We start from the raw sequence: 17,876 nt of genomic DNA on the forward strand, positions 1-17,876 counted from the left end.
AAAAAGATAAGTAGAAAACAAGTAAGGGGAGTCTCATGAGTTTAAATCACGCTCAGAAGAGGGCAGTCGCCCATCGGGAAGGACCTTGTATGGTCCTTGCCGGTCCCGGTTCCGGGAAGACACTTACCATTGCAAAAAGAATCGAATATCTGATTACAAAGTATAGGGTAAGACCAGAAGAAATTCTGGTCATTACCTTTACAAAGTATGCCGCAAAAGAGATGAAGGAACGGTTTTGTTCCCTGCATGGCTGCGGAAATACTGCCGTGACTTTTGGTACCTTCCATGGAATTTATTATGGAATCCTGAAATGGGCATATGGTTTAAATCAGAGCAATCTTTTAAGTGATGAAGAAAAATACATATTAATTCGAGAAGCGGCAACGAAGCTTTCTTGGGAAGAATTAAAAGGAGCCGGAGAAGAAAAAGAATATTTGCAGGAATTAGCGGCAGAAATCGGCAACATTAAGAATAACTGCAGGGATATCCGCACGTATGAATCCCAAAAGTATGGAACAGAGAGATTTCGGGAACTGTATCGGAATTATGAACGGATGAAGCAGGAGCTTCGCAAGATTGATTTTGAAGATATGCTGATCAAATGCAGGGCGCTTTTTCTTCACCGGCCGGATATTTTGAAGAAATGGCAGGAGAAGTTTCAGTATATTTTGGTGGATGAATTTCAGGATATTAATCAGGCTCAGTATGATGTGGTGCGGATGCTGGCAGCGCCGCAGAACAATCTGTTCGTGGTAGGGGATGATGATCAATCGGTTTATGGATTCCGCGGGGCGAAGCCGGGGATTATGATGCAGTTTCAAAAGGATTATCCACAGGCCGATCGGATTCTTTTAGATATCAATTACCGATCTTCCGGGCATATTGTAAACGGGGCGCTTCGAGTAATCGGGAACAATAAGATGCGCTTTGATAAAGCGATTTGCTCCAGTCGGGAAGCGGGAGATAGTGTTCATATTCAGGAAGTTCAGGATCCGGCAGAAGAAGCAGAGTATGTGGCAGATCAAATTAAGATTGCAGCACAGAAGGGAATTCCTTACAGCGAGATGGCAGTGTTGTACCGGACCGTTGCGGATGCAAGAGCTGTATCGGAAGCATTGTCCAAGCAGCAGATTCCCTTTACGATGAAGGAGCGTATTCAGAACCTTTATGATCACTTTATTGCGGCGGATCTTCTTAGTTATCTTCATCTGGCTCAGAAAGACTGGAAACGGGCATATTTTTTACAGGTGGCAAATAAGCCCAATCGTTATCTTAGCAGGGACAGCATGGAAGGGGAGCCGGTGACCTATGAGTCTATGAGGAATTTTTATTGTGATAAGGACTGGATGATGGATCGAATTGATCAGTGGGAATGGGATATGAAGATGATTCGTGACAAAACGCCGTATGCGGCAGTTCAGTATATCCGCAAAAATATAGGATATGAAGAATATCTGAAGGAATATGCGGCTTCCAGACAACTTTCTTTCGAGGAGCTTAAGTTGGTTTTAGAGGAAATCCACAGTCAGGCAAAAGCTTATCGAACAGCCCAGGAGTGGTTTGCGCATATCGAAGAATATAGGGAAACTTTGAGAAGACTTCAGATGAGGGAGAATCAAAGAAAACCGGACGGTGTGGCAATGATGACGATGCATGGCGCCAAAGGTCTGGAATTTGAACAGGTATTTCTGATCCATGCAAATGAAGGGTGCACGCCTTATAAGAAGGCAAAGACGGCAGAAGAGATTGAGGAAGAACGCAGACTCTTCTATGTAGCTATGACACGGGCAAAACAGAAGCTGATCATTAGTTATGCAAAAGAAAAAAACGGGAAAGACCTAAGCCCATCCCGTTTTGCAGAAGAATTACTCTTCGTCTAATTCTTCAAATTCCTGCGTATCCATCCACTCGTCAAAAGCATCTGCGGCGATTTCGTATTCGTCATCGTCCTCGATGTTTTGAAGTTCCGGCTCGCCGTCGGCATTCTCAATATAGCGGTACAGATATACATCGCCTTCTTCGGTCTCGCCTTCTTCATTTAATGGAAGCAGTGCAATGTACTGATTCTCTCCGGCTTCAAATAAAGTCAGAATGGCACATTCTACTACCTCATCATTATCAAGAGTCAGTTCAACTGTCATAAATTCATCCATGATTTGCTCTCCTTTGTTTTATAGATATCTTTATTCGATATCTTTACTCTACCAAAGGAATCTCTAAAAAGCAAGGAAAAATGAAAAGAGTAGCCAAAACGGTAAAAATGTTGTAAAATAAGGCTGTCCGTGTGGGAAAAACACAGATTAAGGAGGATGTCATTATGCAGAAGAAAAGAATGTTAAGCGTGTTGGCAGTGATGCTCGTGTGCATTTTCGCATTATCCGGATGCAAAAAGAATGTTGGAACACCGGAAGACAATGCGGTGAAAGAAGAAACGAAAGAAGGAACAGAAGGAGAAGAGGACTCTGGTGAAGGAGAAGGGTATCATTTCGGCTTTTCCGGAATCGATATGGAAAATCCTTATTTTATTACACTGGAGGCATCAATCCGGGAGGAATTGGAAAAAGAAGGCTATACGCTGACGATGAAAGATCCGGCATCAGATCCGAAGCTTCAGGCAAGTCAGTTAAGCGAGATGATAGAAGAAGGCGTAGATGCAGTATTTTTAAGTCCGGTAGACTGGGAAGAGATTACTCCGTCACTGGAGGAATTAAAAGAAGCAGGGGTAAAGATTATCAATGTGGACAGCCAGGTGAAAGAGATGGACTATGTGGATGCCTATGTGGGATCGGATAATCGGGAGGCAGGATATATCTGTGGACAGGATCTGATTGAAAAATGTCCATCAGGCGGAAAGGTAGCAATTTTAGAGAGTCCGGCACAAAATTCCGTTAACGACCGAATTACCGGATTTGAGGAGGCAATTACCAAGGCGGAAAATGGATTTGAAGTGGTAGCCAGAGAGGATACGGGCGGTCAGTTTGAGAAAGCGCTTGAGGTGGCAACAGCAATGATAGAAGAACACCCGGATGTGACAGCGATTATGTGTGGAAATGATCAGCTGGCGGTTGCAGTGATAACTGCGGTTAATTTGGCAGGGCTGGATGAAGTGCTGATTTATGGAGTGGACGGCTCACCGGATATTAAAAAAGAGTTGAAAAAGCTAGACAGCCAGATCGCGGCGACAGCAGCTCAGTCTCCGATTAATATCGGGAAGACGGCAGCGCAGATTGCAGTAAAAGTGCTGGATGGAGAAGAATATGAGAAGGAGACTTTTGAAGAAGTTTTTCTGATTAACAAAGATAATGTGGAAATGTACGGCGTGGATGGCTGGCAATAGACAGAAAGGGTGGACAGGATATGGAAGAGGCATGCAGGAAAAAGAAAATGGAGATAGAGACGGACTGTAGGGAATCGGGATGTGATTGTGTGGAGATTACTGCAGTGACAGGAGATCCCCTTCCGCTTGGCGTCAAGGCAGCAGATGGAAAAGTGAATTTCGCAGTTTCTGTTCCTGCCGGAAGTTCTGCCTGTCTGATTCTTTACCGGAAGGGGGAGACGAAACCCTGGAAGGTTTTCCCGATGAAGAGAGCATCCGGAAGAGTTTGGAGTGTGGCGCTTGAGGGCTTGGATACGTCCTGTTATGAATACAATTATCAAATCGGAGATCAGATTGTGGTCGATCCTTATGCGAAGGCTCTGGAAGGAAAGAGCGTATGGGGAAAGCCGTGTGATGTACAGCAGCATGAAGTGCGCGGAAGCTTGAGTCAAAAAGCGTTCGACTGGGAAGGGGATGCTCCCCTTGAGATTCCGTATCATCAGGTTGTTGCTTACAGTCTTCATGTAAGAGGTTTTACGAAGCATTTCTCTTCTGGCGTGAAAGGGAAAGGAACGTTTCAGGGGGTGATTGAAAAGCTCCCCTATCTTGTAGACCTGGGCGTAAATCAGATTCAATGTATGCCGGTATATGAATTTGAAGAGTGTAAACGTTATACCAATTATTGGGGGTATGGAGAAGCATTCTGTTTTGCGCCTAAAAGCGCCTATGCGGCATCAAAAGATCCGGTGACGGAATGCAAAGAGATGGTGAAGGCATGTCACAGAGCGGGGATAGAAGTTGTATTTGAAATGCCGTTTACCGACAAGATGCCAAAGCAGATGATGGAAGAATGTCTGCGGTATTATGTGATGGAATATCATGTGGATGGCTTTATCCTGAATCCTTTGGTTGCTCCTATGGAAGGGATTTTGGCAGATCCGATTCTGGGAACATCGAAGATTATGACTCACCAGACGGGATTTCAGACGGTAATGCGTCGGTTCCTGAAGGGGGATGAAGGAATGGTTGGCGATGTGATTTACTGGCTTCGACACAGCAGTGAAGGAGAAGGCATCTTTAATAATATAGCAGGCCATACGGGATTTACGATGTACGATATGGTTTCTTATGATGGGAAGCATAACGAGGCAAATGGCGAGCAGAACCAGGACGGCCCGGATTATAATTACAGCTGGAATTGTGGAGCGGAGGGACCGACAAAGAAAAAAACGGTACTGGAACTTAGAAAGAAGCAGCTCTATAATGCGTGGTTTCTGCTTTTAACGGCACAAGGGACACCCTGTATTTTAGCAGGAGACGAGTTCGCAAATACGCAGAAAGGGAATAACAATGTCTATTGTCAGGATAATAGCACTGCGTGGCTGGACTGGAGAAAATTGGAAAAAGAAGCGGAGCTTCATGCCTTTGTGAAGGCGCTGATCCGAATCCGGAAACAGTATCCGGTATTTGCCCCGGCTAAGGAGATGCAAGGGTTGGATAAAACCAGGTGCGGGGTACCGGATGTATCTTATCACGGTGAGAGCGCATGGAGAACTCCATCAGAAGTATACAGCCGGCAGCTTGGCGTGTATTACAGCGGTGATGACGGAGACGGAGAAAAGAAAGCGGCGTGTTTTGTGGCATATAATATGCATTGGCTGGAGCATGAATTTGCACTGCCTGCTCTTGGGAAGAATCAAAAATGGTATCGGATTGCGTCAACCAGAGAAGGCGTGCTGGAGAAACCGATAAAGCTGGAAAATCAGAAAATGGTGCCGGTAGAGGATCGAACAGTGATGCTTCTGGCAGGGATGTAGGAGAGAAGAATATGAAAGCGTTACAACATCTGCGGACAATTAATCATCATAAATGGCTGGTGATGAAGGGCTGCTTCAAAGTAGGGCTGTATCGGCAGGGGCTGATGCATGACCTGTCGAAATATTCTCCGACGGAATTTTTGGTGGGCTGTAGATATTATCAGGGGACCAGAAGTCCCAATAATGCGGAGCGGGAGAGTACCGGGTACTCGAAGGCGTGGCTTCACCACAAAGGAAGAAACAGACACCACTATGAGTATTGGATTGACTATAGCGTAAACCCGGGAGAAGGGATTGTAGGTCAGAAGATGCCGACTCGCTATGTGATCGAGATGTTCATAGACCGGATTGCAGCGTCCAAGACTTATCAGGGGGAGAATTATAAGGATACGCACCCTTTGGCATATTATGAACAGGGAGCGGCGAAGCTTGGCAGAATGATTCATCCAGACACGGCAAAGCAGCTTCATTTTCTGCTGACGATGTTGGCAGAAAAAGGGGAAGAAGAAACCTTCGCTTATATTCGTCATAAAATTCTTCAAAAAAATTAAAAAATAGTGTTGACATTTCCTTATTCATATAGTAATATAATCTTCGGACGGTCGATAGAGCGTCACTTGCGGAAGTGTCGGAACTGGCAGACGAGCAAGACTAAGGATCTTGTGATCAATGCGATCGTGTGGGTTCAAGTCCCATCTTCCGCAGTTCGTTAAATGGATGAGAAATCTTTGTGGTAAAGGTTTCTCATTTTTTGTATTTGCAAAATGATAGGAGAATGCATATGACGATCAGAGAACAGATGGAACAGTGGGAACTTCAGTATTTAAGTCCTTATGCCTCAAGAAGCAGTCAGTCAAGAGGAAGGCGGCAGCCGGAAGAGGAGTGCGATATTCGTCCGGTTTACCAGAGGGATCGAGATCGGATTCTCCACAGCAAGGCGTTTCGGCGACTTCGCCAGAAGACTCAGGTATTTTTGCTGGCGAAAGGGGATCATTACCGGACGAGGCTTACCCATACGTTAGAGGTATCTCAAAATGCAAGGACGATCGCGAAGGCGCTGCGCTTAAATGAAGATTTAGTGGAGGCGATTGCGCTTGGGCATGATCTTGGACATACCCCTTTTGGACATGCAGGCGAGAGAGCCTTGAATCAGGTGTGTTCGCTGGGGTTTCGACATAACGAGCAGAGCGTACGCGTGGTGGAGCGTCTGGAGAAGCAGGGCAGAGGGTTAAATCTGACCTGGGAGGTCAGAGACGGAATTCTAAATCATAAGACAGGGACAACTCCTGCAACGCTGGAAGGACAGATTGTAAGGCTTTCTGACAAAATTGCGTACATTTACCATGACATGGATGATGCAATTCGAGGTGGAATTCTCTCGGAAGAAGAAATCCCAAAAGAATATCGGGAAATTCTAGGTGAAACGCCTCGGATCCGTCTGAATTCCATGATCCATGATGTGATTACCAACAGTATGGATCAGCCGGTTATCCGAATGTCAGAGGAAGTGGAAGGAGCCATGAAAGGACTTCGCTCCTTCTTATTTACACATGTCTATATGAATCCGATAGCAAAAGGGGAAGAGTACAAAGCGGTGAATATGGTGGGGGAACTATATCATTATTATCGAGCCCATTTGGATTTATTGCCTCAATTCTATCAGGATATGCTGGAAGAAGGAGAAAAGGAAGAGCAGGTGGTCTGCGATTATATCGCAGGAATGACCGATAATTATGCGGTGCAGACCTTTGAAAAATATTTTGTTCCGGAATCTTGGAAAAATTAAAGGAAATCCGATTCTTTTGTCGAATATTATATATGAGGGCTTAAAAATGTATTATTCTGATGAAATCGTAGAAGAAGTAAGAGCAAAAAATGATATTGTGGATGTAATATCCGGTTATGTAAAACTGCAGAAAAAGGGAAGTTCCTATTTTGGCCTATGTCCGTTTCACAATGAGAAATCACCGTCTTTTTCCGTAAGCAGGCAGAAACAGATGTACTATTGTTTTGGCTGCGGCGCAGGCGGCAACGTATTTACCTTCCTTATGGAATATGAGAATTATTCCTTTGTGGAAGCGTTAAAATACCTGGCGGATCGGGCAGGCGTAAGTTTGCCGGAGCAGGAATATTCCAAGGAGGCAAAGGCGCGGGCGGATCTAAAAGGAGTGCTTTTAGAGATCAATAAGGCCGCTGCCCAGTATTTTTATGTACAGTTAAAGTCAGAGCATGGCGCTCAGGCATTAGATTACCTGAAAAGGCGTGAACTTGACGATGAGACAATCAAAGGGTTTGGATTGGGATACTCTAATAAATACAGCGATGATCTCTATCGGTATCTGAAATCAAAGGGCTATGCAGACGAGATGATTGCCAAAGCGGGACTGATTACGGTAGATGAGAAAAAGGGTGTTTATGACAAATTCTGGAACCGGGTGATGTTCCCGATTATGGATGCAAATAACCGTGTGATTGGCTTTGGCGGCCGTGTAATGGGAGATGCAAAACCCAAGTATTTGAATTCACCGGAGACGGTGATCTTTGATAAAAGCCGGAATTTGTACGGACTGAACAGAGCAAGAAGCTCCAGACGTCCTTATTTCCTGCTGTGTGAGGGGTACATGGATGTGATTTCCCTTCATCAGGCTGGATTTACCAATGCGGTGGCATCCCTTGGGACGGCTTTGACACCTGGACATGCTTCGCTGATCAAGCGGTATGTGCAGGAGGTATACCTGACTTATGACAGCGACGAGGCGGGAACTAAGGCGGCGCTTCGGGCAGTTCCGATTCTGAAAAATGTGGGAATCAGTGCAAGAGTGATCCGTATGGATCCTTATAAAGATCCGGATGAATTCATTAAGAATCTGGGAGCAGAAGCTTTTGAAGAGAGGATCCAAAAGGCGAGAAATGGTTTCATGTTCAGTTTGGAGATTCTGGAGCGTAGTTATGATATGCATTCCCCGGAAGGCAAGACGGGATTTATGCGGGAGGCAGCGAGACGCCTGACGGAGTTTGAGGAAGAGATCGAACGTAATAATTACATAGAAGCCGTAGCATCGTCCTACCACGTAGGGTATGAGGATCTTCGCAAACTGGTGACCAAGATGGCAATTCAGCAGGGGCTTGCCAAGCCAGTGGAGAGGCCGAAAACTACACAGAACAGAGAAAAGGGAAAGGAAGATGGGATTTTAAAATCTCAAAAAATCTTACTGACCTGGCTGATCGAGGACGAAGCGATTTTCCGACAGATTGAAAGGTACATTACTCCGGAAGATTTCTCGGAAGGGTTGTACCGCAAAGTGGCGGAGCTGGTATATGAGCAGTACCGGGAACATACTGTGAACCCGGCGCAGATTATGAATCATTTTACAGATGAGGAAGAACATAGAGAAGTTGCGGGATTGTTCCATACAAAAATCAAAGAGCTGACGACGGTAAAGGAACAGGAGAAAGCGTTGATGGAGACCGTAGTCCGGGTAAAAAGCCACAGTATTGAGGAAGCTACCAGGCATTTGGATGCGACAGATATCAGCGGACTGCAGCGGCTGATGGATGCGAAGCGTAAGCTGCAGGACCTGCAGAAACTGCATATTTCTATTAATTAAGGATAAAATATAAACAAGCAATGAGAGGATGGGCGCTACATGGAAGAAAACATGGCAAAATTTTTGGAGAAGCTAAGAGAACTGGTTGCACTGGGAAAGAAGAAAAAGAGCGTACTGGAACTGCAGGAAATCAATGATTTCTTTGCAGACATGGAACTGGATTCCGATCAGATGGAGAAGGTATTTGAGTATCTGGAATCCAACAATATCGATGTTCTTCGGATAAGTGATGACGATGATATTGACGATGTAGATATTATGATCTCCGAAGAAGATGATGTGGATATGGAGAAGATCGATCTGTCTGTTCCGGATGGAATCAGTATCGAGGATCCGGTGCGTATGTATCTGAAGGAGATCGGAAAAGTGCCGCTTCTGTCAGCGGAGGAAGAAGTAGAACTTGCAAAGCGCATGGCAGATGGAGACGAGGATGCTAAGAAACGCTTGGCAGAAGCCAACTTACGTCTGGTTGTCAGCATTGCAAAGCGTTATGTGGGACGAGGCATGCTGTTTTTAGACCTGATTCAGGAAGGAAACTTAGGTTTGATTAAGGCAGTGGAGAAATTCGACTACCAGAAGGGCTTTAAGTTTAGTACGTATGCGACCTGGTGGATCCGTCAGGCGATTACAAGAGCGATTGCGGATCAGGCGAGAACGATCCGTATTCCGGTTCATATGGTGGAAACCATCAACAAGCTGATCCGTGTGTCCAGACAGCTCTTGCAGGAACTGGGAAGAGAACCGGCTCCGGAAGAAATCGCAGAAGAGTTGGACATGCCGGTGGAAAGAGTAAGAGAAATCCTGAAGATTTCACAGGAACCAGTATCTTTGGAGACTCCAATCGGAGAGGAAGAAGACAGCCATCTGGGAGATTTTATTCAGGATGACAATGTACCGGTTCCGGCAGAAGCAGCAGCCCAGACTCTGCTGAAAGAACAGCTGGATGAGGTGTTGGATACACTGACAGAACGGGAGCAGAAGGTATTGAGACTCCGGTTTGGTATGAATGACGGACGGGCGCGCACATTGGAGGAAGTTGGAAAAGAATTCGATGTTACCCGTGAGCGTATCCGCCAGATTGAAGCGAAAGCACTGCGCAAGCTTCGTCACCCAAGCCGCAGCAGAAAATTAAGAGATTATCTGGATTAAGAAAGAGGCGCCTATGGAACTATCAAAGAGACTTTACGCGGTTGCGGGTCTTGTGACAGAGGGCGCCTCTGTTGCAGATATCGGAACCGATCATGGTTATATTCCCATCTATCTGATGGAAAAGAAGATTGCATCCAAGGTGATTGCATTGGACATCAATAAGGGACCGCTGGAGAGGGCGCGGATGCATATCTTAGGACATGGATGGAAAGGGAAGATTGAGACCCGTCTGTCGGATGGGCTTTCGGCAGTGAAGCCGAAGGAAGTAGACACTATGATTGCAGCCGGAATGGGCGGCGGTTTGGTGATCAAGATTCTAAAAGAAGGAAAACAGGTGGCAGATACCATTGAGCATTTTATTCTTCAGCCACAGTCGGAAATATTTAAAGTACGTCAGTTTCTAGCAGAACATCATTTTCGGATTGAAGCAGAAGATATGACGGAAGAGGATGGAAAATTCTACCCGGTTATGCGGGTGGTACATGGGGAATCAGAAAGCTACAGTGCATGTGAATATCAGTACGGAAAGTGTCTTTTGAACGATCGTCATCCGGTATTGTATCGGTATCTGAAGCGGGAGATGGCAATCAAAGAAAGCGTCTTTCGCCAGCTCTTTGGTCATCGGGACAGTGAAAGCGCAAAAGTGCGGATGGAAGAAGTGCGCAGGGAGATTCTGCTGGTGCAGGAAGCGCTGACCTATTTTGAGGAGGACGTATATGGAACTGAAACAGATTGTTAAGACCATTGAGAGGCAGTATCCCAAAGAAGAAGCAATGGAATGGGATAATGTAGGGCTTCTGGCAGGAAGAATGCAAAAAGAGGTGAAGCATATCTATGTGGCAGTGGATGCCACCGATGAGGTGATAGAGGACGCCCGGTGCGCAGAGGCGGATTTACTGGTAACACATCATCCGTTGATTTTTGGAGGAATGAAGCGTATCACTGACGAAGATTTTATCGGGCGGCGGCTTGTGAAGCTTTTAAGAGAGGACATTGCCTGCTATGCTATGCATACGAACTACGATGTACTTCGGATGGCACGACTTTGTGCAGATCTTTTCGGGCTGGAGGAACAGAGGGCGTTGGAAGTAACAAGAGAGATTCCGGAAGCAGGGATTGGCAGCATCGGGTTTTTGAAGGAAGCTATGCTTTTAAAAGATTGCTGTGAACGGGTAAAAGAAAGATTTGAACTGGAGTCTGTCAGAGTGTTTGGAGATCTTGAACGGTCGGTAAAGAAGATTGCTATTTGTCCGGGCTCTGGGAAAAGTGTGATTGATGTGGCAATTTCAAAAGGCGCAGATGTGCTTCTGACTGGCGATATCGGTCACCATGAAGGAATTGACGCCGTGGCGAGAGGTCTGGCGGTGATCGATGCCGGGCACTATGGTCTGGAAAGCGTTTTTATAAAGGATATGTCGGTGTGGCTGTCCGAACAGCTGCCGGAAGTAACCGTTACAGGGGCAAAGCGTCAATCTCCGTTTTCGGTGATCTGATTTATCCCCGAAGGGCATAAGAATAGAAGCAGAAAACAAATTGCAGAAAAGAGGCTTGAGAATATGGAAAAGGCGGAAAAAGCAGACAAAATGCAGTTGTACCAGGTGAAAATTGGAGAAGAGACCAGACCGTATCAGGAAGGGACTTCTTATGGTCAGATCGCAGAAGAATTCCAAAAAGATTATAAAGATGATATTGTACTGGTATTTGTGGATGGGAAGCTTCAGGAATTAACGAAAACAGTGGAAAAAGACTGTACGCTTAAGTTTGAGACGACAGCCTCTGAGGCAGGGCATGATACCTACCGAAGAAGCATGAGCCTGATGCTGGTAAAGTCTATTTATGATGTCATTCCTCATGAGCAGATTGAAAAAGTGCGGATTCACTACTCCATCGGCAATGGATATTACTGCACGGTGGAAGGAAGCGCCAAAGTGACGCAGGAGTTTTTGGACCGTGTTGAGGAACGGATGAAAAGTCTGGTAGAAATGGATATGCCGATTTGGAAACGCTCTGTTAATACCGATGAGGCAATTACATTATTCCATCAGCATGGGATGCTGGATAAAGAGCGTCTGTTCCGGTACCGACGGGTTTCCAAGGTAAATATCTATAGTATGAATGAATTTGAAGATTATTACTATGGATATATGGTGCCAAGCGCAGGCTATTTGAAGTATTTTAAGCTAAAGCTTTATGATGATGGTTTTCTGCTTTTGATGCCGTCTAAGAAAGAGACGCGGCGGGTGGAAACGTTTGTTCCTCAGACAAAGCTCTTCCAGGTGCTGAAAGAATCTACCCAGTGGGGAGATATGCAGGAAATTGAGACGGTAGGCGCATTGAATGATAAGATTACCAAGAGTGATGCCCATGAAGTGGTACTGGTTCAGGAGGCGCTGCAGGAGAAGAAGATTGCAGAGATTGCAGCACAGATTGCCGCCAGGCCGGAGCTGAAATTTATTTTGATTGCGGGACCTTCCTCTTCGGGGAAAACGACGTTTTCACATCGACTGTCCATTCAGCTGCGGGCAAATGGTCTGGTTCCTCATCCCATTGCGGTGGATAACTATTTTGTAGAACGGGAAGACAATCCAAAAGATGAGAATGGAGACTATGATTTTGAATGTCTGGAAGCGGTCGATGTAAAACTCTTTAATCAGCAGCTTAAGGAGCTGCTGGATGGCAGGGAAGTGGTGATTCCAACCTTCAACTTTGTTACCGGTCACAAGGAATATGGATCAAAGACGAAGAAACTGGGTCCTAATGATGTGCTGGTGATTGAAGGAATCCATTGCCTGAATCCAAAGCTGACCTTAAATCTTCCGGATGCCAATAAGTATAAGATCTATATCAGTGCGCTGACGCAGCTTAACATTGATGAGCATAATCGGATCCCGACCACGGATGGCCGACTTCTTCGACGGATTGTCCGGGATGCGAGGACGAGAGGATCTTCTGCACAGAGAACCATCAATATGTGGAATTCTGTGCGGCGTGGAGAGGAACGCAATATTTTCCCGTATCAGGAAGAAGCGGATGTAATGTTTAACTCGGCTTTGATTTATGAGCTGGCGGTACTAAAGCCTTATGTGGAACCGCTGCTTTTCGGAATTGACAGAAGTGCGCCGGAGTATTTGGAGGCGAAGAGACTGTTGAAGTTTTTAGATTATTTTGTTCCAATTGGAAGCGAGAATGTACCGTCTAATTCTCTGCTTCGAGAATTTATCGGCGGAGGATGTTTCCACGTGTAAATCCTGGCGATATATGAAGCAAATTCAAATAATGCAGATAAAAAGAAAGAACCATAGACCTTGCGGGGTGGCAAAGAACTTCCCGGCAGGGTCTGCGGTTCTTTTCTTTTTCTAAATCGGATTTGGCGAAAGCATTACTTATAAAATTTTTTCAGGTGCTCCATCTGGGATGTCATGTTCGTCATCAAGAGATCGGCGATGGTAATGGCTGCCATAGATTCTACAACGACAACGGCTCGCGGGACGATAACGGGGTCATGTCGCCCAGTGACGATAAGGGTTGTATTCTGGCCGTCGTTTGTGACGGTCTGTTGAGGCTGGGAGATGGAAGGGGTAGGTTTGACAGCTGCCCGAAGCACGAGAGGGCTTCCATCACTTAGTCCTCCTAAGACTCCGCCGGAGTGGTTGGTTCGTTTGCAGACCTCATTTCCTTCTATATAAAAGGCATCATTATTGGAACTGCCAAGAGAAGCAGAAGCGGCAAAACCGTCTCCGATTTCGATGCCTTTGACAGCCCCGATAGACAGAATCGCCTGAGCGAGGCGAGCGTCCAGCTTCTCAAAGACAGGTTCGCCGATTCCCACCGGAAGTCCGGTGATAACGCATTCGATTACGCCGCCGGCAGAATCCTGCTGTTCCATACAGGTTTTCAGATAATCCTCGGCTGCCTGTGCATATTCCAGATTCGGCATGTATAGACTATTTTTATGGATACAGAAATAGTCGTAAGTAGAGGCAGGTACTTGTACCGGACCGATAGAACGGGTGTAAGTGGTCAGGTGAATCCCAAGCTCTTCAAGAAGAAGGGATGCAACAGCGCCTGCGGCGACGCGTCCAATGGTTTCTCTTCCAGATGTCCGACCGCCGCCCCGGTAATCGCGAAAGCCATATTTGGTGTCAAAGGTGTAGTCTGCGTGTCCCGGACGATAGCAATTCTTGATACGGCTGTAATCATGGGATCGCTGATCGGTATTGGGAACTAGGAGGGACAGAGGGGTTCCGGTTGTTTTCCCATTGAAGACGCCGGAGAGGATCCGTACCTGATCCGCTTCCTTTCTAGCTGTGGAGAAACGGCTCTGTCCGGGTTTTCTCCGGTCCAGGAAAACCTGAATTTGCTCGGCGGACAGAGGAATTCCCGCCGGACATCCGTCGATTACGACGCCGATTGCGGGTCCATGAGATTCGCCCCAGGTAGTGACTGTAAATAAGGTTCCATAAGAAGATCCTGCCATGATGAAATGCTCCTTTACTGATAAATATTGTCAGGTCTTATTATAAACAATCAGGGGAAAAGCTGCAATTAAAAATCTTTTCCCCTAATTCTTCATGAAATCTTCATGAAAAAATTTGTCGTTTTTTCTGTACTTTTATAAAGGTGCATATTATAATGTTAGAGTGTATAATTGAAGATGGATTTATTATAGAGGTGTATAAGTAATGTGGAAGCGAAGCAAAAAAGCAAAGGAGACAGCCGGAGAAAGATTTGAGGACGAGCTGTTTTTGGATGATAGAGTCAAAGAGGACACATTCTTTGATGACGAGGACGATGAGGAATTCGGAAGACTTCTTGACGAAGATGTGGAGGAATTCGATGCTCTTTTTGATGAAGAAGAGCCGAAAAAAAGCAAAAAAAACAAGAAAGGCAAGAAGACAAAGAGCGCAAAAGGCAAAAGAAACGAAGGCTCAAAGAAGGGTAAAAAGACAGCAGCCATTGTACTGGGAAGTATTTTGGGAGTTTTTCTGTTAGTGTATGTTGGATTTGCACTGTTCTTTCATAACCATTTTATGTTCTTTACAAAAATCAACGGAACGGATGTTTCGCTGAAAAGCGTAAGCGCCGTGGAAGCTTATATGGAGAAGCAGGTAGATGATTATGTGCTGACTATGAAGGAATCTGACGGCGGTCAGGAGATGATTGCGGGAACCGACATTTCTTTGGAATATGTTCCGGGAGAAGAATTGAAAAAGCTGGTAAAGAAGCAGGACAACTTTTTATGGATCAAGTCCTTGTGGGAGCATCCGAAGATTCAGGCAAAGGTCGGCGTGAAGTATGATGAGAAAGCGCTGGAGAAGAAGATCGGTAATCTAAACTGTATGAAGGAAGAAAATCAGGTGACATCTGTGGATGCGTATCCGCAGTTCCAGACCGATCAGTTCCAGGTGGTTCCGGAAGTGGTTGGAACCCAGCTTGACAATGAAAAGTTTCATAAGAAGGTGGCAGAGGCAATCAACGGATTTCAGAAAGAGATCGATCTGTTAAAGGCAGATTGTTATATTTTGCCAAAATTTACCAAGGAATCTCCTGAAGTGGCGGCAGCATGTGAAACGATGAACGGGTATTTGGGAGCCAGTGTAACCTATGATTTCAATCCTTATACAGAACTGGTGGATGCATCCGTGATTTCCCAGTGGGTGAAGGTGGATGCAGAGATGAACGTCACCTTTGATGAGGCGGCGGTCAGAGCCTATGTTCAGACACTTGCAGAGAAATACAATACCAAAGGGAAGACGAGAACTTTTACGACGGCAACGGGAAATACAGTGAATGTTGAAGGTGGAAGCTATGGCTGGCAGATTGATCAGGAAGCGGAATACCATACACTGATTGGAAATATTCAGAATGCAGAAGTAATAACGCGTGAGCCTGCCTATGCAAGCCGCGGGGCAAGCCACGAAGGAAATGACGTGGGAGGAACCTATGCAGAAGTAGACCTTACAGCACAGCATATGTACTTTGTACAGAATGGACAAGTTGTAATGGATACTCCGATTGTGACGGGAAATCCAAACAAAAAAGGCTGTGCAACGCCGCAGGGCGTGTACTCTCTGGCTTATAAAGCCTTAGATCAGGTACTTAGAGGCGATAAGAAACCAGATGGCTCTTATGAATATGAGACTCCGGTAAAATACTGGATGCCATTCAATGGAGGAATCGGATTCCATGACGCTAATTGGCAGCCGACCTTTGGTGGATCCCGGTACTTAACTAATGGTTCCCATGGGTGTGTCAATATGCCTCCGGCCAAAGCGGGAGAACTGTATAATCTGATTTCAGCAGGCACTCCGATCGTCTGCCACTATTAATCGGAAAGAGGAAAATAAGAATGTATGAACTGATAAAAAAAGACGGCCTTGCCAAGCGGGGAAGGCTGCACACGGTACATGGGGTCATTGAGACCCCTGTATTTATGAATGTAGGAACAGCTGCTGCGATCAAAGGAGCTGTATCGACAGAGGATCTTCAGGGGATTAAGACACAGGTGGAGTTGTCTAATACCTATCATCTTCATGTTCGTCCGGGAGATGAAGTGATTAAGAAACTGGGCGGACTTCATAAATTTATGGTGTGGGATAAGCCAATCCTGACAGATTCCGGCGGTTTCCAGGTGTTTTCTCTTGCGGGACTTAGGAAGATTAAGGAAGAAGGCGTTTATTTCAACTCTCATATTGACGGCAAGAAAATCTTTATGGGGCCGGAAGAGAGTATGCAGATTCAGTCAAATCTGGGTTCTACGATTGCGATGGCATTTGATGAATGCCCATCCAGCGTGGCAGATCGGGAGTATATGGAAAATTCTGTTGCCCGTACAACTAGATGGCTGGAACGGTGTAAGAAAGAGATGAATCGGCTGAACTCGCTGGAAGATACCATTAACCAGCATCAGTTGTTGTTTGGAATCAACCAGGGAGGTGTCTATGAAGACATCCGAGTCCAGCATGCAAAGGATATCGCGAAGCTTGATTTGGACGGCTATGCAATCGGAGGTCTTGCAGTTGGAGAAACCCATGAAGAGATGTATCGAATTTTAGATGCAGTGGTGCCGCATCTTCCGGAAAATAAGCCGACTTATCTGATGGGTGTTGGAACCCCGGCGAATATTTTGGAGGCGGTTGATCGTGGCGTAGACTTTTTCGACTGTGTTTATCCAAGTCGAAATGGACGCCATGGCCATGTATATACCAATCTGGGAAAATTGAATCTTTTTAATGCCAAATATGAACTGGACATGAGTCCGATTGAGGAAGGATGTCAATGTCCGGCGTGCCGGCATTACTCCAGAGCGTACATACGCCACCTGTTAAAGGCGAAAGAGATGTTGGGAATGCGTTTGTGCGTACTTCATAATCTTTATTTTTACAACACGATGATGGAAGAGATTCGTGCGGCGATTGAAGCAGGAAATTATAAGGAATACAAAGAAGCAAAGCTTGCTGGAATGAATGCCGGGAAAAAGTAATCATAAAATAGAGATCATAAATATTTTATTAAATAGAAGGAAAGCACTTGATGAATAGTATAGAATTGTGTATGATAGCAATAGTGCTTATAGAGAATTAGGAGGAATTAAGATTATGTACACACTTGCAGCACAGGCAGGCGGTGCCAACTGGGCATTACTGATCGTAGTATACGTATTGATTTTCGGAGGTTTCTGGTTTATCTTTATCAGACCACAGAAAAAAGAGCAGAAGAGAGTTCAGACAATGATCGCCTCTATGGAAGTTGGCGACAGCATATTGACAACGAGCGGATTCTACGGGGTTGTTATCGATATTAACGATTCTGATGTAATTGTAGAATTCGGAAGCAATAGAAACTGTCGTATTCCAATGCAGAAAGCAGCAATTGCACAGGTAGAAAAGGCATCTGCTGAATAAAAATGAAGATGGAATGCATTTTATGCAGACAAAAAAGAGAATCCAGATTGAAGGGTTCTCTTTTTGAGATTTAAGAGGAGGG

Annotated in this window: 15 protein-coding genes and 1 tRNA gene; 14 read left to right on the forward strand and 2 right to left on the reverse strand. The window is 45.5% G+C overall.

Going from position 1 to position 17,876, the window contains the following annotated elements; all coding sequences use genetic code 11:
• Nucleotides 1–35 precede the first annotated feature (35 nt).
• Nucleotides 36–1,880, forward strand: coding sequence for an ATP-dependent helicase (locus C0979_RS00670; protein WP_101694154.1), 1,845 nt, complete (start codon nt 36–38; stop codon nt 1,878–1,880).
• Here the strand turns inward: C0979_RS00670 and C0979_RS00675 are convergent.
• Nucleotides 1,866–2,153, reverse strand: coding sequence for a DUF1292 domain-containing protein (locus C0979_RS00675; RefSeq protein ID WP_101694155.1), 288 nt, complete (start codon nt 2,151–2,153; stop codon nt 1,866–1,868). The two genes, C0979_RS00670 and C0979_RS00675, sit on opposite strands and share 15 nt — an antisense overlap.
• 164 nt (nt 2,154–2,317) lie before the next feature.
• Here C0979_RS00675 and C0979_RS00680 point away from each other — a divergent pair, with 164 nt between their 5' ends.
• From C0979_RS00680 to C0979_RS00725, 10 genes are all read left to right on the forward strand, one after another.
• Nucleotides 2,318–3,337: a sugar ABC transporter substrate-binding protein gene (locus C0979_RS00680; protein WP_101694156.1), complete on the forward strand. Its 1,020-nt coding sequence runs from the start codon at nt 2,318–2,320 to the stop codon at nt 3,335–3,337.
• A 47-nt stretch (nt 3,338–3,384) separates the two neighbouring features.
• Complete coding sequence (locus tag C0979_RS00685; RefSeq protein WP_242962614.1) at nt 3,385–5,133, forward strand: alpha-amylase family glycosyl hydrolase; 1,749 nt, start codon at nt 3,385–3,387, stop codon at nt 5,131–5,133.
• A gap of 11 nt (nt 5,134–5,144) precedes the next feature.
• On the forward strand, nt 5,145–5,684 hold the full coding sequence (locus C0979_RS00690) for a DUF5662 family protein (protein ID WP_101694157.1): 540 nt from the start codon (nt 5,145–5,147) through the stop codon (nt 5,682–5,684).
• A gap of 68 nt (nt 5,685–5,752) precedes the next feature.
• Nucleotides 5,753–5,837 (forward strand) — tRNA-Leu (locus C0979_RS00695).
• A gap of 77 nt (nt 5,838–5,914) precedes the next feature.
• Nucleotides 5,915–6,919 carry a deoxyguanosinetriphosphate triphosphohydrolase gene (locus C0979_RS00700; protein ID WP_101694158.1) on the forward strand — a complete coding sequence of 335 codons (1,005 nt, stop codon included), beginning with the start codon at nt 5,915–5,917 and terminating at the stop codon, nt 6,917–6,919.
• A gap of 46 nt (nt 6,920–6,965) precedes the next feature.
• Nucleotides 6,966–8,741 carry a DNA primase gene (gene dnaG / locus C0979_RS00705; protein WP_101694744.1) on the forward strand — a complete coding sequence of 592 codons (1,776 nt, stop codon included), beginning with the start codon at nt 6,966–6,968 and terminating at the stop codon, nt 8,739–8,741.
• Between the two features lie 39 nt (nt 8,742–8,780).
• Nucleotides 8,781–9,890 (forward strand): RNA polymerase sigma factor RpoD, encoded by a 1,110-nt coding sequence (gene rpoD / locus C0979_RS00710; protein ID WP_101694159.1) that lies wholly within the window; start codon nt 8,781–8,783, stop codon nt 9,888–9,890.
• A gap of 13 nt (nt 9,891–9,903) precedes the next feature.
• The gene (locus C0979_RS00715) at nt 9,904–10,629 is read left to right on the forward strand and encodes a tRNA (adenine(22)-N(1))-methyltransferase (protein WP_101694160.1); all 726 of its coding nucleotides are present in this window, start codon (nt 9,904–9,906) and stop codon (nt 10,627–10,629) included.
• Complete coding sequence (locus tag C0979_RS00720) at nt 10,607–11,383, forward strand: Nif3-like dinuclear metal center hexameric protein (RefSeq protein WP_101694161.1); 777 nt, start codon at nt 10,607–10,609, stop codon at nt 11,381–11,383. Before C0979_RS00715 ends, C0979_RS00720 begins: the two co-directional genes overlap by 23 nt.
• A gap of 63 nt (nt 11,384–11,446) precedes the next feature.
• Nucleotides 11,447–13,135 carry a nucleoside kinase gene (locus C0979_RS00725; RefSeq protein WP_101694162.1) on the forward strand — a complete coding sequence of 563 codons (1,689 nt, stop codon included), beginning with the start codon at nt 11,447–11,449 and terminating at the stop codon, nt 13,133–13,135.
• Between the two features lie 134 nt (nt 13,136–13,269).
• Here the strand turns inward: C0979_RS00725 and aroC are convergent, their stop codons facing one another.
• A complete protein-coding gene (aroC, locus tag C0979_RS00730) occupies nt 13,270–14,367 on the reverse strand; it encodes a chorismate synthase (protein ID WP_101694163.1) in 1,098 nt (365 codons plus the stop codon).
• A 205-nt stretch (nt 14,368–14,572) separates the two neighbouring features.
• On the opposite strand from aroC, the gene C0979_RS00735 reads away from it, so the two are divergent.
• The 3 genes from C0979_RS00735 (at nt 14,573) to yajC (ending at nt 17,794) form a co-directional block, all read left to right on the forward strand.
• Nucleotides 14,573–16,219 carry a L,D-transpeptidase family protein gene (locus C0979_RS00735; protein WP_101694164.1) on the forward strand — a complete coding sequence of 549 codons (1,647 nt, stop codon included), beginning with the start codon at nt 14,573–14,575 and terminating at the stop codon, nt 16,217–16,219.
• Nucleotides 16,220–16,239: 20 nt separating this feature from the next.
• Entirely contained in the window at nt 16,240–17,373 is a 1,134-nt protein-coding gene (gene tgt, locus C0979_RS00740; RefSeq protein ID WP_101694165.1) for a tRNA guanosine(34) transglycosylase Tgt, read from the forward strand.
• A 115-nt stretch (nt 17,374–17,488) separates the two neighbouring features.
• Nucleotides 17,489–17,794: a preprotein translocase subunit YajC gene (gene yajC / locus C0979_RS00745; RefSeq protein WP_101694166.1), complete on the forward strand. Its 306-nt coding sequence runs from the start codon at nt 17,489–17,491 to the stop codon at nt 17,792–17,794.
• The last annotated feature ends 82 nt before the right edge of the window (nt 17,795–17,876 follow it).

This window comes from Dorea phocaeensis (assembly GCF_900240315.1).
GTDB lineage: Bacteria > Bacillota > Clostridia > Lachnospirales > Lachnospiraceae > Dorea_B > Dorea_B phocaeensis.

What these genes read in the sequence shown, in the direction of transcription:
- C0979_RS00670 (WP_101694154.1), top strand. Translation starts at nt 36, where the DNA reads ATGAGTTTAAATCACGCTCAGAAGAGGGCAGTCGCCCATCGGGAAGGA.
- C0979_RS00675 (WP_101694155.1), bottom strand. Translation starts at nt 2,153, where the DNA reads ATGGATGAATTTATGACAGTTGAACTGACTCTTGATAATGATGAGGTA.
- C0979_RS00680 (WP_101694156.1), top strand. Translation starts at nt 2,318, where the DNA reads ATGCAGAAGAAAAGAATGTTAAGCGTGTTGGCAGTGATGCTCGTGTGC.
- C0979_RS00685 (WP_242962614.1), top strand. Translation starts at nt 3,385, where the DNA reads ATGGAGATAGAGACGGACTGTAGGGAATCGGGATGTGATTGTGTGGAG.
- C0979_RS00690 (WP_101694157.1), top strand. Translation starts at nt 5,145, where the DNA reads ATGAAAGCGTTACAACATCTGCGGACAATTAATCATCATAAATGGCTG.
- C0979_RS00700 (WP_101694158.1), top strand. Translation starts at nt 5,915, where the DNA reads ATGACGATCAGAGAACAGATGGAACAGTGGGAACTTCAGTATTTAAGT.
- dnaG (WP_101694744.1), top strand. Translation starts at nt 6,966, where the DNA reads ATGTATTATTCTGATGAAATCGTAGAAGAAGTAAGAGCAAAAAATGAT.
- rpoD (WP_101694159.1), top strand. Translation starts at nt 8,781, where the DNA reads ATGGAAGAAAACATGGCAAAATTTTTGGAGAAGCTAAGAGAACTGGTT.
- C0979_RS00715 (WP_101694160.1), top strand. Translation starts at nt 9,904, where the DNA reads ATGGAACTATCAAAGAGACTTTACGCGGTTGCGGGTCTTGTGACAGAG.
- C0979_RS00720 (WP_101694161.1), top strand. Translation starts at nt 10,607, where the DNA reads ATGGAACTGAAACAGATTGTTAAGACCATTGAGAGGCAGTATCCCAAA.
- C0979_RS00725 (WP_101694162.1), top strand. Translation starts at nt 11,447, where the DNA reads ATGGAAAAGGCGGAAAAAGCAGACAAAATGCAGTTGTACCAGGTGAAA.
- aroC (WP_101694163.1), bottom strand. Translation starts at nt 14,367, where the DNA reads ATGGCAGGATCTTCTTATGGAACCTTATTTACAGTCACTACCTGGGGC.
- C0979_RS00735 (WP_101694164.1), top strand. Translation starts at nt 14,573, where the DNA reads ATGTGGAAGCGAAGCAAAAAAGCAAAGGAGACAGCCGGAGAAAGATTT.
- tgt (WP_101694165.1), top strand. Translation starts at nt 16,240, where the DNA reads ATGTATGAACTGATAAAAAAAGACGGCCTTGCCAAGCGGGGAAGGCTG.
- yajC (WP_101694166.1), top strand. Translation starts at nt 17,489, where the DNA reads ATGTACACACTTGCAGCACAGGCAGGCGGTGCCAACTGGGCATTACTG.